The 13827-nt window shown below is 63.1% G+C and carries 16 protein-coding genes and 1 riboswitch; of the genes, 9 read left to right on the top strand and 7 right to left on the bottom strand.

Annotation, left to right across the window (positions count from 1 at the left end; all coding sequences use genetic code 11):
* Positions 1-40: 40 nt before the first annotated feature.
* Positions 41-2014, bottom strand: coding sequence for a glycoside hydrolase family 127 protein (locus QFZ54_RS13525; RefSeq protein ID WP_307087877.1), 1974 nt, complete (start codon positions 2012-2014; stop codon positions 41-43).
* Positions 2015-2175: 161 nt separating this feature from the next.
* Here QFZ54_RS13525 and QFZ54_RS13520 point away from each other — a divergent pair, with 161 nt between their 5' ends.
* From QFZ54_RS13520 to thiC, 7 genes are all read left to right on the top strand, one after another.
* Positions 2176-3000 (top strand): sterol desaturase family protein, encoded by an 825-nt coding sequence (locus tag QFZ54_RS13520; RefSeq protein WP_307087875.1) that lies wholly within the window; start codon positions 2176-2178, stop codon positions 2998-3000.
* A complete protein-coding gene (locus QFZ54_RS13515) occupies positions 2954-3355 on the top strand; it encodes a DUF2141 domain-containing protein (RefSeq protein WP_307087872.1) in 402 nt (133 codons plus the stop codon). The genes QFZ54_RS13520 and QFZ54_RS13515 overlap by 47 nt, the downstream gene beginning before the upstream one ends.
* A gap of 68 nt (positions 3356-3423) precedes the next feature.
* Positions 3424-4287: a MipA/OmpV family protein gene (locus tag QFZ54_RS13510; protein ID WP_307087870.1), complete on the top strand. Its 864-nt coding sequence runs from the start codon at positions 3424-3426 to the stop codon at positions 4285-4287.
* A gap of 451 nt (positions 4288-4738) precedes the next feature.
* Positions 4739-5758, top strand: coding sequence for a ferritin-like domain-containing protein (locus QFZ54_RS13505; protein WP_307087868.1), 1020 nt, complete (start codon positions 4739-4741; stop codon positions 5756-5758).
* Positions 5759-5832: 74 nt separating this feature from the next.
* Positions 5833-6888, top strand: a complete 1056-nt coding sequence (locus QFZ54_RS13500; protein ID WP_307087866.1) for a ferritin-like domain-containing protein — start codon at positions 5833-5835, stop codon at positions 6886-6888.
* A gap of 78 nt (positions 6889-6966) precedes the next feature.
* The gene (locus tag QFZ54_RS13495) at positions 6967-7848 is read left to right on the top strand and encodes an outer membrane protein (protein WP_307087864.1); all 882 of its coding nucleotides are present in this window, start codon (positions 6967-6969) and stop codon (positions 7846-7848) included.
* A gap of 366 nt (positions 7849-8214) precedes the next feature.
* A riboswitch (TPP riboswitch) is annotated at positions 8215-8325 on the top strand.
* Positions 8326-8364: 39 nt separating this feature from the next.
* The gene (thiC, locus tag QFZ54_RS13490) at positions 8365-10287 is read left to right on the top strand and encodes a phosphomethylpyrimidine synthase ThiC (RefSeq protein ID WP_307087862.1); all 1923 of its coding nucleotides are present in this window, start codon (positions 8365-8367) and stop codon (positions 10285-10287) included.
* A gap of 20 nt (positions 10288-10307) precedes the next feature.
* On the opposite strand, the gene QFZ54_RS13485 is transcribed toward thiC, so the two are convergent.
* From QFZ54_RS13485 to relB, 6 genes are all read right to left on the bottom strand, one after another.
* A complete protein-coding gene (locus QFZ54_RS13485) occupies positions 10308-10820 on the bottom strand; it encodes a hypothetical protein (protein ID WP_307087860.1) in 513 nt (170 codons plus the stop codon).
* 375 nt (positions 10821-11195) lie between these two features.
* A complete protein-coding gene (locus QFZ54_RS13480) occupies positions 11196-11486 on the bottom strand; it encodes a type II toxin-antitoxin system RelE/ParE family toxin (RefSeq protein ID WP_307087858.1) in 291 nt (96 codons plus the stop codon).
* Positions 11483-11845 (bottom strand): ribbon-helix-helix domain-containing protein, encoded by a 363-nt coding sequence (locus QFZ54_RS13475; protein ID WP_307087856.1) that lies wholly within the window; start codon positions 11843-11845, stop codon positions 11483-11485. Before QFZ54_RS13475 ends, QFZ54_RS13480 begins: the two co-directional genes overlap by 4 nt.
* A gap of 9 nt (positions 11846-11854) precedes the next feature.
* On the bottom strand, positions 11855-12052 hold the full coding sequence (locus QFZ54_RS13470) for a type II toxin-antitoxin system YoeB family toxin (protein ID WP_307087854.1): 198 nt from the start codon (positions 12050-12052) through the stop codon (positions 11855-11857).
* Positions 12053-12092: 40 nt separating this feature from the next.
* Positions 12093-12359 carry a type II toxin-antitoxin system RelE family toxin gene (locus tag QFZ54_RS13465; protein WP_307087852.1) on the bottom strand — a complete coding sequence of 89 codons (267 nt, stop codon included), beginning with the start codon at positions 12357-12359 and terminating at the stop codon, positions 12093-12095.
* Positions 12343-12561 carry a type II toxin-antitoxin system RelB family antitoxin gene (relB, locus tag QFZ54_RS13460; protein WP_131587046.1) on the bottom strand — a complete coding sequence of 73 codons (219 nt, stop codon included), beginning with the start codon at positions 12559-12561 and terminating at the stop codon, positions 12343-12345. The genes QFZ54_RS13465 and relB overlap by 17 nt, the downstream gene beginning before the upstream one ends.
* Positions 12562-12802: 241 nt before the next feature.
* Here relB and QFZ54_RS13455 point away from each other — a divergent pair, with 241 nt between their 5' ends.
* Positions 12803-13057, top strand: coding sequence for a hypothetical protein (locus tag QFZ54_RS13455; protein WP_307087849.1), 255 nt, complete (start codon positions 12803-12805; stop codon positions 13055-13057).
* Between the two features lie 114 nt (positions 13058-13171).
* The gene (locus QFZ54_RS13450) at positions 13172-13792 is read left to right on the top strand and encodes a hypothetical protein (protein ID WP_307087847.1); all 621 of its coding nucleotides are present in this window, start codon (positions 13172-13174) and stop codon (positions 13790-13792) included.
* Positions 13793-13827 lie beyond the last annotated feature (35 nt).

The raw sequence follows: 13827 nt of genomic DNA, 5'->3' as shown, positions 1-13827 counted from the left end.
GCACGGAATTCGCCGCGAATACGCAGGTTGGCCGACCGGCTCAGGTCGAAGCCGGCGCGATCGGCCAGTATGTCGCATACCGCTCATGCGCGACCCGGAAATACGGCACCATCCGCACCGGCTGCCGGTCCGCCGCGAGGATCGTGAACTCCAGCGGACGGTCTCCCTTGCGCATCCCCTGCGCGATCGTCTCGGGGTCGCCCGCCAGCGTCGGCGGCGTGAACGGCGCTGCGTTATACTCGCCATATTTGCGCTCGTTGACGATGATGTCCGATCCCGGCGCCAGGCCGTCGCGCCCGAAGCTGCCCGCCATCACCAGCGGCCCATAGGTAAAGGCGACGATATCCGGCGCGGCCGGCGATCGCTCGACCCCGGCGCGCATATCCAGCCGCAGTTCCACCGCGTCGCCGTCGCGCCACCCGCGCACCAGCTCCAGATACCGCCCCGGATTGGTCGACCGCATCGTCTCGACCCCGTTCACCAGTACCACCGCGGTCCGGCTCCACCCCGGATGGCGCAGCTTCAGCGTCAGCTCGGTCGGCCGCTTCAACGTCCATCGCATCGTCGTCGTCGCGGTATCGGGAAACGCCGTCACCTGCGTGAGCACCGCATCCTTGTCCTTCCAGCGCACCGCCGAAGGCACGAACAGGTTCACGTACAACGCGCGGTCGTCATGGAAATAGATCGAGTCGCGATATTTGACGTGGTTCTCCATCCCCGTGCCGGTGCAGCACCAGAACGAGTTCTCCGGCGTGTGATACAGCTTCATGTATCCCGGCCGCGCACCCTGGAAGTACGTCGCCATCCCGCTGTCCGGGTCCTGCGACGCGAGGATCCCGTTATACAGCGTCCGCTCGTAGTAATCGGCATAGCCCGCCTCCGGATCGTGCAGGAACAGCGCGCGCGTCAGCTTCAGCATGTTGTGTTGGCAACACGTCTCCGATCCCTTCGGCGACAGGACGTGCTCGGCGAAATCGGCGACCGGAAAGAAATGCTCGTTGTCGCCGTGCCCGCCGGTCGCGAACGACCGCGTCAGCGCCACCGTCTTCCAGAAGAATTCGGACGCATCGCGGTATTCCGGCTTGCCCGTCACCTCCCAGACCCGCTGGAAGCCGATGATCTTCGGCACCTGCGTATTGGCATGCAGCCCGTCGAGATGGTCGCGGTTCTTGGCGAGCGGCGCGAGGATCGCCTTGTGCGAGAACCGCTCCGCCATCGTGCGATAGTCGGCGGTCCCAGTCATCGTATAGAGGTCGGCGAACACCTCGTTCATGCCGCCATGCTCGGTATCCAACATGGTCTCGAACTGCGCATCGCTCAGCGGCCGGCTCGCGACCACCGCCCAGTCGGCCAGCCGCAGCAGCACTGCGCGTGACGTGTCGCTGTCCGCCAGCAATGTCGCATCGCGCAGGCCAGCATACACCTTGTGCAACGTGTACCAGGGTACGCCGGTGATCTTGTCGCCGCGCAGATGCGCCGCCACCAGTGCCGGCCCGTTCGGGAACGCACAGACCAGCCCGCTCCCCGACGCTGCCTGGCACGCCGCCAGTTCGCGCGCGATATGATCGATCCGTGCCTTGAACCGCCGGTCCCCGGTCGATCGATACGCCAGCGCACACGCCGACAGGTAATGCCCCAGCGTATGGCCGTGGCAGTTGATGTCCGCCCACAAGGGATCTGATTCCCAGCCGCCGTAAGCCGGCGCCTTCGCAGGCAGTCCGGCATTGACGCGGAAATTGTGGAGCATCCGGTCGGGTTTCAGCGCGAGCAGATACGCCTCCGTCTTGCGCTGCGCGTGCAGGAATGGCCCCTCGCCCAGCGTGACGTCCGCCAGGTCGAACGCCCGCAACCTTGCGGTCGGCAAGCTCGTCGGCTGCGGCGCCTGCGGACCTTGCGGCACGAACGCAAATGCCGCGTGCGGGCCCATCGCGAACGAACTCGCAAGCAGCGCGCCGGTCCCCACGCCGGTCAGGAAACGCCTGCGGGAGGGGCAGGTGCAGCATGGTTCGGACATTGTGCATCCTCTACTTCATATTTTATTTGTCTGAGTAGCAGAAGGATTCAGCAGACGAAAGCGCCGCGACGAACGCCGTACCTAGTCGCGGCATTCTAGCCGCGGCATTATCGCCCCGTTCCCCATTACCCCGCGCTGCAAACGTCTGTATAAGCGCCTCTATGTGGCTCGCCATTCTACTCTCAGCCACCGCGATGACCGTGATCGTCGGGGTGCGCTATCTGATCGTCTCGGGGGCGTTCGCCGCTGCGACGCGCGCCCGCCATCCGGGCCTCTACACCGGTCTCGATACGCAGATGCGGCGCGAGATCCTGTGGAGCGTCGCATCGGCCGCGATCTACGGCGTCCCGGCGGGGATCGTCGCCTGGGGCTGGGACAATCGCGGCTGGACCCTGGTCTATACCGACGTCCACGCCTATCCGCTCTGGTACCTGCCCGTGTCGGTGCTGCTGTTCCTGTTCGCGCACGACACCTGGTTCTACTGGACGCATCGCTGGATGCATCGGCCCAAGCCGTTCAAGCTCGCGCACGCGCTCCATCACGCCAGCCGCCCGCCGACCGCATGGGCGGCGATGGCGTTTCATCCAATCGAGGCGATCACCGGCGCTGTGGTAATTCCGCTACTGGTGTTCCTGATTCCGATCCATGTCGGCGCACTGGGTTTGGTCCTGACGATCATGACGGTTATGGGAGTGACCAACCACATGGGGTGGGAGATTTTCCCTAGGTTCATGTGGCGGGGAGCATTGGGGGGATGGCTGATAACGGCCAGCCATCATCAACGTCATCATGAACAATACGGATGCAATTATGGGCTATATTTCCGCGTCTGGGATCGGCTCTGCGGCACCGACAACGGGCTTGGCGACTTCGCCAAGGCACACGCGAAAGCGCATGCCCGGCATGGCGCGAAAATCGCGTCTGGTGACGGCCGGCGTCATGGTATGGGCGATGCTGGCGGCGGCGGCGCCGGTCACGCGGCTTGACGTAGAGGTCGGCAACGTCCGGTCGGCAAAGGGCATGATCCGGATCTGCCTGACCGCGGATCCCGCCAACTTCCCCGCCTGCGTCGACGACGCCAACGCGCTCACCCGATCGATCCCCGCGAGCGTACGCACGACCAGCTTTCCCGGCCTGCCGCAGCGCGGCTATGCGCTCGCAATCATCCACGACGAGAACAGCAATGCAAAGCTCGATACGTTCGCGGGTATCCCGCGCGAGGGCTATGGCTTTTCGCGCGATGCGGCCGTCCGGTTCGGCCCGCCGCGCTTTTCGGCGGCCCGGTTCATGCTCGCCGGTGATGCCGAAATACAACAAGTGAAAATGCGTTACATCTTCTGACCAATCGTAACGGACCGAAAAGGGTCGTACTGCGTTGCGCGATGGAACCTTTTCTCCGGAGCATTTCCTTGCGCGCATTCACTCTCTTCACGTCTGCCGCAATCGCGGTGCTCGCGACCGCCACGCCCGCGATCGCCCAGACGGATCCGAACCCGTCGCCGCCGATCACCGATCCGCGTGACAACAACCGCGTCACGGTTGCGCTCGGCGTGGTGTCGATGCCCGATTACGAAGGCGCCGACAGCAATTCCTTCACCCCCGCCGGCGCCTTTGTCGGCACGGTCCGCGGCCACGACTTCTTCCTCCGCGGCACGCAGCTCTATTTCAACCTGATCCCGAACACGGGCGGAGTCGGCATCAACTACGAAGTTGGCGTCATCGGCGGCGTCCGTCGCGATCGCACCGGCGATATCGACAACCGCCAGGTCCGTGCGCTCGGCAAGATCGACACCGCGTTCGAACTCGGTGGCTATGTCGGCGTCGCCCGGACCGGCGTCATCACCAGCGACTACGACACGCTCACCGCGCGCGTCGCTTATGTCCATGACGTGTCGGGCACCTACGACAGCTACGTCGTCACGCCGCAGGTGAACTATACCACACCGCTGTCGGTCCGTACGCTCGTCTCGCTCGGCGTGTCGGCGGATTACGTCGGCAAGGGCTTCGGCCGCACCTATTCTGCGGTGACCCCGATCGGTACGCTCGCCAGCGGCCTGCGCACCTACGACGTCAACGACAGCGGTTTCCGCCGCGTCAACGCGTCGCTGTTCGTGGTGCAGAGCCTGTCCGGCGATCTCCGTCACGGCTTCGGCGTCGGCGCAGGCGTGCTCTACGGGCGCATGCTCGGCAAGTACAAGGACAGCCCGATCGTCGCCGACGTCGGCGATGCCGACCAGTGGCTCGGCGCGGTAGGCCTGACCTACACCTTCTGATCCAGGCCCGGCCTGTCCGGTCCGGGGGGAAACTAAGCCAAACCCCAGACCCATCGATCCTCCCCCGGAAGGGGGAGGATCATGAGGTCGAATTCCCGAGCATGGCGGCCCCAAGGCCTCCAACAGACGCAACCAAAAGTCCCTCCCCTTCAGGGGAGAGGTTGGGGTGGGGCAGTCCCACGAGAACGCGATCCGTGCGGCAAAGGCCTACCCGACGCCGCCGCCCCACCAGACCTTCCCCGCACCCCTAAAAATATATTTCGCACGCCCCCGTTAATCCTGCGTCCATCTCCCTATGACGTCCGTTACTCGCTTTGGACGGCAGGTTTCTGCCCGCAATAGAGCGCGTTACGAGCCGGGCCTTGGCGACAGGGTGTTGCTCTGATCGGTCCAGACTGTTCGATTGTTTCAATAACTCCGACGTCTGCAACAACAAGGGGAGGACCCTGATATGACCGAGAGCGTGCACCTGATCGAAGCCCTCGATGCGCGAGTGGAACGGCGCAGCGAACGACGTGAATTCTTCAAGACCGCGCTCGGCGCCGCTGCGATGACCGCAGCCGGTGCGACCGCATTGTCCCTGTCCACGTCGGCGTCGGCACAGACCATTACCGATGCGGACGTGCTGAACTTCGCGCTCAACCTCGAATATCTCGAGGCGCAGTTCTACTCCTACGCCGCCTATGGGACCGGCCTCGACAACAGCCTGCTCGGTGGCACCGGCACCCAGGGTGCTGTCCGCGGCGGTCGCCAGGTCAATTTCACCGACCCGATCGTGTCGCAATACGCCCGCGAGATCGCGCAGGACGAGATCGCCCACGTCAGGTTCCTCCGCACCGCGCTCGGCACCGCCGCCGTCGCGCAGCCGGTGATCGACGTCAGCGTCTCGCCGACCAGCGCGTTTTCGCTCGCCGCCCAGGCTGCCGGGCTCGTCCCCGCCGGTACCGCGTTCGACCCGTACGCAAACGACGAAGCGTTCCTCCTCGGCGCGTTCATCTTCGAAGACGTCGGCGTGACCGCGTACAAGGGCGCCGCGCCGTTGCTGACCAGCAAGGCGTATCTCGAAGCCGCCGCCGGCCTGCTCGCGGTCGAGGCGTATCACGCCGCGATCGTCCGCACGACGCTGTACGGCAAGGGCATCGACACGCCCTCGCTGCGTACCTCTGCCGATGCGATTTCACGTGCGCGAGACAGCCTCGACGGCGGTGGTGCCAACACGACGATCTTCGGTGCGAACGACATCGACCAGGGTATCTCGTCGTACAGCGCGACTCCGATCAACCTCGCCACCACGCAGGCCGCGGTGACCGTGTCGAACATCGTCCCGCTCGACAACAACGGCGTCGCGTACAGCCGCTCGGCCAGCCAAGTGCTCAACATCGTCTATCTCAACAGCGGTGCGGCATCGGCAGGCGGGTTCTACCCGAACGGCATGAACGGCAACATCAAGACGAGCACCGCGGCAGCCTGATCGATCGGCCGGATCACATCGGCCCGATCGCATCCTCGCCCAACGCTCATCTTCGCTTTTCAGGGATTACCCCAATGACCGATCTCAATACCAAGCTGGAACTCTTCGACGCAATCGCCGGCCGTCGCAACGAACGCCGCAACTTCCTCCGTTTCGCCGGTGGATCCGCGCTCGCCATCGGTGGCGCGACGTTGCTCTCGGCATGCGGCAGCGACGATTCCGATCTCGCGCCTGGACCTACCCCCACGCCGACGCCGGCCCCCGCCGCGACGTTAAACGATGCCGACATCCTGAACTTCGCGCTCAACCTCGAATATCTCGAAGCGCAGTTCTACGCGTTCGCGGCATTCGGCGTCGGCCTGAACGCCAGCCTGCTTACCGGTACCGGTACGCAGGGTGCGGTCACCGGCGGTGCGCAGGTCCCGTTCCAGGATACCGTCGTGCGTGAATACGCCCGTGAAATCGCGATCGACGAAGTCGCGCACGTCGCCTTCCTGCGCACCGCGCTCGGCACCGCCGCCGTCGCCCAGCCCGCGATCGACATCTCGGCCGGTACCGCTGCCGCTCCGGGTGCCTTCACGGCGGCCGCCCGCGCGGCCGGCGTCGTCGGCGCGACCGGCGTCTTCAACCCCTATGCCGACGACAACAGCTTCCTCCTCGGTGCGTATATCTTCGAGGACGTTGGCGTCTCGGCCTATAAGGGCGCAGCCGCGCTGATTGCCAACAAGACCTATCTCGAGGCGGCCGCCGGCATCCTCGCGGCAGAGGCGTATCACGCCGGCCTGATCCGCACGATCCTGTACCGCAAGGGTCTGCAGACGCCGAACCCGACCCCGTCGTTGATCACGGCGGCCAACCAGATCAGCGACGCGCGCGACAGCCTCGACGGCACCGTCACCAACAGCGCGACCGGCGTTATCGGCGACATCGACCAGGGCATCACCGGGACGGATCCGACGGTGTCGAACATCGTGCCGACCGATGCCAACGGTCTGGCCTACAGCCGGTCGGTCGCGCAGGTGCACAACATCGCCTACCTGACCAATACCGCAAAGATTGGCGGGGGCTTCTTCCCCAACGGGACCAACAACCGCACCGATTCACTTCGGACCAGCGGCGCCAACGCGTGATCGTCGTCACGGATTGAACAGAAACCTCGGAATCGCGGCGTATTCAGGAGCGCCGCGATCCTTGTTTGGGGAATGACCATGAAAAACCTAACGAAGCTCACCGCGCTCGCCGGCCTCGCCGTTGCGGGGCTTTCCGCCGTTCCAGCCCAGGCTCAGCTCATCTCGCAGGAAACCACCGCGGATCGTCCGTTCTCGGGCGTCTATATCGGTGCGGCCGGCGGTTACGACGTCCAGCCCAACGACGTCGGCTCGTCGATCCTGTTCGACCGCAACGGCGACGGCAATTTCAGCGACAGCGTCAACACGATCACCGGCGCCAACGCGTTCTCGCCGGGCTTCTGCAACGGCTCGGCCCGCACCGGTGCCGCTGCGTACGGTTGCCGCAACGATGACGACGGCTGGGCCTATTACGGCCGTGCAGGCTTCGACGTACAGCGCGGCAACATCGTCGTCGGCGTCGTCGGCGAATTCGGCAAGACCGAGATCACCGACAGCACCTCGGGCTTCTCGACCACCCCCGCCAGCTACACGATGGCGCGCAAGGTCGACTGGGAGGCCTCGGTCCGCGGCCGCGCCGGCTATGCCATCAACACCACGCTGTTCTACGGCACGTTCGGTGCGGGCTATGCGAAGATCGACAATCTGTTCTTCACCACCAACACCGCCAACGCGTTTTCGGCCAGCGGGTCGAAGAACCAGTGGGGCATCCTCGGCGGCGGCGGCATCGAGCAGAAGCTGACCAAAAACATCTCGATCGGCATGGAATACATGTTCCACCAATACCGCGACGACGACGCCCGCGTCCGCGTCACCGCCGGCACCACACTCGCCGGCAGCCCGGTCCTGCTCGCCAGCAACCCTTTCCTGATCGCGCCCAACACCAGCGGCACCGACTTCCGCCGCAGCGACGACAAAATGCGCTGGCACAGCCTGCGCGGGACCGTTTCTTTCCGCTTCTAAGGCAAAGGGCGGCCCGCGCGATGGTGTAGGCCGCCCAATTCCCCGACCCAAGCGCCTTCCTCTCCTCCATTCGCCCTGAGCGAAGTCGAAGGGCAAGCCCCAACCGCAGGTGCTTCGACTTCGCTCAGCACGAACGGGCAGTCACGGCGTAGTCGACGGGCGGGATCGAGGCGCACCCGCTCGCCTCAACCCCGTTCCGCTCGCCCACGTACCTCGCTCGCTCGACTGATGCCCTCTCCTCCGGTCGCCTCCTCTCCCGTTCGCCCTGAGCGAAGTCGAAGGGCAAGCCCCAAACGCAGGTGCCTCGCCCTCGCTCACCACGTCCGCCAAGTTTCCCATTGCACCCCACCCCAACCCCCCTATGCTCACCCCACCCCGGGGGAGCGCTTTATCCGCGCTTGAGAGGAAGGCAGGAGCCTTCGACCCGCTGAACCTGATCCGGTTGATACCGGCGGAGGGAGGGAGCGGTCGCCACAGAACCGCAATCCTTGCTCCGAGACCCTTAGGAGCAAGCGCATGGCCGATTACGAAGCAAGCACCCCGACAGCAGACATCGGCGTAACCACCGGCCCGATCCGAGGCTCGCGGAAAATCCACGTCGCGGTCCCATCCAGCCCCGACGTCCGCGTCGCCATGCGCGAAATCGTCCTCGACCCAAGCTGCAGCGAACCCCCGTTACGCGTCTACGACACCAGCGGCCCCTACACCGACCCCCGCGCGCAAATCGACATCAACGCCGGCCTCCCCCAACTCCGCCGCCAATGGATCGAAGCCCGAGGTGACGTAGAATCCTACGAAGCCCGCGAACTCCGCCCCGAGGACAACGGGCAGCTCGGCCCGGACCGCTCCGGCGGCGTCCCCCAATTCCCCGCCACCATCAAGCGCCCCCTCCGCGCGCGCGACGGCCACAACGTCAGCCAGATGCACTACGCCCGCCGCGGCATCATCACCCCCGAAATGGAATACGTCGCCACCCGGGAAAACCTCGGCCGCGCCATGCTGAAAGACTACGTTCGCGACGGTGAATCCTTCGGCGCCCAGATCCCCGACTACGTAACCCCCGAGTTCGTCCGCGACGAGATCGCCCGCGGCCGCGCGATCATCCCCAACAACATCAACCACCCCGAATCCGAACCGATGGCGATCGGCCGCAACTTTCTCGTCAAGATCAACGCCAACATCGGCAACTCCGCGGTCGCCAGCAACGTCGCCGCCGAAGTCGACAAGCTCGTCTGGTCGATCCGCTGGGGCGCGGACACGGTGATGGACCTCAGCACCGGCCGCAACATCCACGACACCCGCGAATGGATCCTCCGCAACTCGCCGGTCCCGATCGGCACCGTCCCCATCTACCAGGCGCTCGAAAAGGTCGGCGGCGTCGCCGAAGACCTAACCTGGGAAATCTTCCGCGACACGCTGATCGAGCAGGCCGAGCAGGGCGTCGATTACTTCACGATCCACGCCGGCGTGCGGCTGGCGTACATCCCGATGACCGCGAAACGCGTCACCGGCATCGTCTCGCGCGGCGGCTCGATCATGGCGAAATGGTGCCTCAGCCACCACAAGGAGAGCTTCCTCTACGAGCGCTTCGACGAGATCACCGAGATCATGAAGGCGTATGACATCGCCTACAGCCTCGGCGACGGCCTGCGCCCCGGCAGCATCGCCGACGCCAACGACGAAGCGCAGTTCAGCGAACTCTACACGCTAGGCGAACTCACCCACCGCGCGTGGAAGTCCGACGTCCAGGTCATGATCGAAGGCCCCGGCCACGTGCCCATGCACAAGATCAAGGAGAACATGGACAAGCAACTCGAAGTCTGCGGCGAAGCGCCCTTCTACACGCTAGGGCCGCTTACGACGGACATCGCCCCAGGCTACGACCACATCACCAGCGGCATCGGCGCCGCGATGATCGGCTGGTACGGCACCGCGATGCTCTGCTACGTCACGCCGAAGGAGCATCTAGGCCTCCCCGACCGCGATGACGTGAAGGTCGGCGTAGTAACCTACAAACTAGCCGCCCACGCCGCCGACCTCGCCAAAGGCCACCCCGCCGCCCAGATGCGCGACGACGCGCTCAGCCGTGCAAGGTTCGAATTCCGCTGGAGAGACCAGTTCAACCTCTCCCTCGACCCCGACACGGCGGAACAATACCATGATCAGACGCTCCCCGCAGAAGGCGCCAAGACCGCGCATTTCTGCTCGATGTGCGGCCCAAAATTCTGCTCGATGAAGATCACGCAGGAGGTGAGGGACTTCGCGGCGAAGCAGAACAGCCCGGCGGACGTGTTCCTAGCGGCCGACGTCGATCAAACCGACACCGACCGAGCGATCTTTGCCAAGGGCACGTCTCAAGCGGAAGCCGAGAGAGGAATGGCTGACATGAGCGAGAAATTCCGCGAAAAGGGCAGCGAGATTTATCTGCCGGCGGAGTAGGGATGCCTTTGAAGCCGCGTCTATAATCGCGGCTTCAAACCATGATTGGCAAAATTCGCTATTAGTCGCGCGGTTTCTTCATCTGCGTATTTTAAAACACGAACATTGATGTCATTTTTTTGAGCTTTCTGTTCATCTGTCAAATTGGTGCGTTTCCGCCAATAATCTAGATATTCAGATCGTTCATCGTTAGAAATCACGCCTCTACGCGCAAAGAGATCCAGAGCTGCCGGATTTAAAGATTTTTTTAAATCCCATCTAACTCTCTTTAGGACCGATAAAACGCGCTGAGACGCGAGTTTCATGAACCGATGAACACAGACGTTTCCTACTTCGGCCTCTTTGTTGTTATCCTTATTTTTTATAACGCATATTTGATTTATAGGTTGATGACCACATTCACAGGCTCGCTCCGCTGGATCGTCATATACAAGATGCAATTCCCATTCGGATTTTGCTTCGGCCCAAATTTTTGAGTTGCTGCGCAATATAATTGCAGCTTTGAATTTCTCTTCATTATGACCAGCGCCCATCCGATATAATACCGTATATAAACGTTAAGGTTGGTGAGCTTATGCATATTAAAATATCTAGCAACATTAATCATATCGGTTGGAAGGAAGCGGCAATTTAAATTAGGATCTGGTAATATGCTGCAGCGTCTTGGGGCAGTCAGCCGGCTGATCAGTATCGGGTCGCTTTGACGGGATATTCGTCACTCTGAACATACACAATTTATCGCCCTGTTCTAAAACGTTATAGTGTTCAGGATAAGCGTATCATATGCGCCGTGCCCCCCGGCGTCGGATCATGATCCGAGCAATTCACCGGTATTCGGGTTTGAAAATTTCGACTCGGTACTAAGGCTCAAGATATATTGAGCAAACAATGCGCGGTGAACAAGCGGATTATTTGGGAAGTAGTCCGAGCGGATCTTGTGCAGCATGTACAACCCGTACGATATCCACGCTGTTGCGCTCGACTCGATACAACACGAGATAATTTCCGACCGGGACGCTTCTTGCGCCAGCCCCGATCTCAGGCCGCGCCGGGCCACTTTCTGGATAGTCCGCCAACCGAGCCACACCCGAGACAAGTCGCTCGACCAGTCGCGTTGCCGCATCGGGATCGTGCCGTGCGATATACAGCCATATGTCGTCGACATCGCGTATCGCCTGCGGGAGGCGACGGATCTTCATCCGTGCTTGCGAACCGCCTCACCAGACCGGCCACCGCGGCGTGCTATATCTGCGGCATTGAAATTGCCGTCGACGGGAGTGCCACTGCCGATACCCTGAGCCCAGGACCGGCGCAGGGCACCAAGGGTATCGTCGTCGCGATCTCGGCGCGCAGTCACGTCCGCCATCGAATCGTCATTCGGTTCCGAAGCAAGACCTTCCTCGATCGCAGCATTCGACGCCGCTAGTTTCCCAGCATCCATGTCGCGCGCAACAAGATCAGCGACATAGGCGTCAAGACTATCATGGCGACCTTCGGCAACTTGATGTTCGGCCCAAGACATCAGGTCGTCAGGAAGAGATACGCTGATCTGTGCCATGTCCCGATCCTATGCCTTTGCCGGGCACGCGACAAGCGCATCAATAGTGATACCGGCACTGCGCAACCTGCACCGTCTGCGCGTCACCGCTTCCTCGTGGTTGATCCGGCGCGACCACCAGCCCGACAGATTGCCGCCGAGGGGGTCGGGTTTGCCAGTGCCCTTGAACGGATTGCGTCGGCATTCCTCGATCAGCGTGTCTGTCACTGGATTGTGGTGATGGAATACGGGATTCCCGGCGCCAACCTCAACGGTAAACCTCACGGCGATGCGCCACGCGCACCACCAGCACCGTAATCCGTTCGTCCTCGATCCGCGCAACCACCCGGTAATCCCCGATCCGCCAGCGCCAATATCCGGCATGCTCGCCGACCAACGCGCTACCGATCAGGCGCGGGTCGTCGAGCGGGGCTATCCGCTCCTCAAGCGTCCTGACGATCCGAGCTGCGACCTGCCGGTCCAGCTTGCGCAGTTCCTTTGCCGCTTCCGGCAGGAACTCAATCGCCCAAGCCAAGTTCGGCTTTCAGCGTGCTTAGCGGGATAGCGTCACCCTCGCGAAAATCGCGCAACCGGTCCTCGGCAAGATAGAAATCTTCAAGATCATCGAGATGTGCCTCGATCGCCGCCCGCGCATAGAAGGTCTTGGTCCGACCGGTGCGCGCTGCCAGCGCTTCCAGCCTGCCTTCGATCTGCTCGTCAAGTCGCACTGCCAACATATCGGCCTCCTCGATATACGCGTATAGCATGTTCGGCGGTGAGAGTCTTGCGCGCGGCCACTTTCAACGAAAACCGTGTTTCGTGGAAAGTGCTGCCGTCACTTTATACATCCGTGCAAAGTGGTCCTAGGTTGCTTCCAAAGATGGATGCCCAAGCAGCACACTAGCCGCGCGAAAAGTCCAACACAGCACGATATCGCTGTCCTACACGCCCGCGTCCTGATCCGTTTCGCGGATGAACATGACATCCGACCCGTGCGGCCGTCCGGCCGCCCTCGCCATACCCACCGCCACATCCACCACCGTCGTTGCCGATCGCGCGATCGACGCTCCTCAATTCCAGCCGATGCCGCAGCCGGAAACGGCGACGTCCGACCGCGCCGTCCCCGCGATCGCTACCCCCGCCGCCAAGGCCAATCTCCCGCAGACCTGCATCGTCGAGGAGGACGATCCCCGCGCGATCCTCGAAGGCTTCGATCCCGCCGATTACGTCTAGGTCCCCGTCCCATGCCAGCGCCGCCCCGACGGCTGGAGCCACGCCAAGCAGCGCATCTTCATCGAGCACCTCGCCGATACCGGCTCCGTCACCGCCGCCGCCACGCAGGTCGATATGTCGGTCAACAGTTGCTACGCGCTGCGCCGCGCGCCCGGTGCCGAACAGTTCGCCGCCGCCTGGACCGCGGCCGTGCAATCGGGCGTCACGCGGCTTGCCGATCTCGCGCTGGAGCGCGCGATGAACGGGGTAGAGGTGCCGGTGTTCGACAAGAACGGCCACCGGATCGCGTGTCGCTACAAATATAGCGACCGAATGATCATGTTCCTCCTGCGCGCGCACATGCCCGAACGCTACGGTCACGCGCACCGCACGACCTCCGCGCCGCATGACAGCGACCGCCCGATGGCGCCGCGTATCGCCTCCGTCGCGCAGGCCATCGCGCTGCTCGAACCGGCCACGCCCGATCATCCCGAGGCGCTGCTGACCGAACAGGCCCTATGCGACCGGCTACAGGACATTCAGGATCTGGGCGGTGCCGATTTCGTCCTGCCGCAGGACGCGTCCGGCCAGATCCTCCGCGACCGATCGCACCGCATCGAGGAGGAGCGCGTGGCCGAAATAGAGTTCGACCGCCGCCTCGAATGGGCAAAGATCGGCGTCGCCCCGCCACCGCCGACCGGCTATCCGCCGTCGCCTTACGGCAATCACGACGACGAGTACGACGATGAAGAGTGACCGCGTGTTGGCCTAACCCGGCCTAATCTTCTTTT

Source organism: Sphingomonas faeni, assembly GCF_030817315.1.
GTDB classification, from domain to species: domain Bacteria; phylum Pseudomonadota; class Alphaproteobacteria; order Sphingomonadales; family Sphingomonadaceae; genus Sphingomonas; species Sphingomonas faeni_C.
This window is presented reverse-complemented; position numbering and strand designations above follow the sequence as displayed.

Coding starts and splice junctions, on each gene's coding strand:
- QFZ54_RS13455 (WP_307087849.1), top strand. CDS start 12,803: ATGACATCCGACCCGTGCGGCCGTCCGGCCGCCCTCGCCATACCCACC.
- QFZ54_RS13495 (WP_307087864.1), top strand. CDS start 6,967: ATGAAAAACCTAACGAAGCTCACCGCGCTCGCCGGCCTCGCCGTTGCG.
- QFZ54_RS13475 (WP_307087856.1), bottom strand. CDS start 11,845: ATGGCACAGATCAGCGTATCTCTTCCTGACGACCTGATGTCTTGGGCC.
- thiC (WP_307087862.1), top strand. CDS start 8,365: ATGGCCGATTACGAAGCAAGCACCCCGACAGCAGACATCGGCGTAACC.
- relB (WP_131587046.1), bottom strand. CDS start 12,561: ATGTTGGCAGTGCGACTTGACGAGCAGATCGAAGGCAGGCTGGAAGCG.
- QFZ54_RS13525 (WP_307087877.1), bottom strand. CDS start 2,014: ATGTCCGAACCATGCTGCACCTGCCCCTCCCGCAGGCGTTTCCTGACC.
- QFZ54_RS13520 (WP_307087875.1), top strand. CDS start 2,176: ATGTGGCTCGCCATTCTACTCTCAGCCACCGCGATGACCGTGATCGTC.
- QFZ54_RS13515 (WP_307087872.1), top strand. CDS start 2,954: ATGGTATGGGCGATGCTGGCGGCGGCGGCGCCGGTCACGCGGCTTGAC.
- QFZ54_RS13500 (WP_307087866.1), top strand. CDS start 5,833: ATGACCGATCTCAATACCAAGCTGGAACTCTTCGACGCAATCGCCGGC.
- QFZ54_RS13480 (WP_307087858.1), bottom strand. CDS start 11,486: ATGAAGATCCGTCGCCTCCCGCAGGCGATACGCGATGTCGACGACATA.
- QFZ54_RS13505 (WP_307087868.1), top strand. CDS start 4,739: ATGACCGAGAGCGTGCACCTGATCGAAGCCCTCGATGCGCGAGTGGAA.
- QFZ54_RS13450 (WP_307087847.1), top strand. CDS start 13,172: ATGTCGGTCAACAGTTGCTACGCGCTGCGCCGCGCGCCCGGTGCCGAA.
- QFZ54_RS13485 (WP_307087860.1), bottom strand. CDS start 10,820: ATGGGCGCTGGTCATAATGAAGAGAAATTCAAAGCTGCAATTATATTG.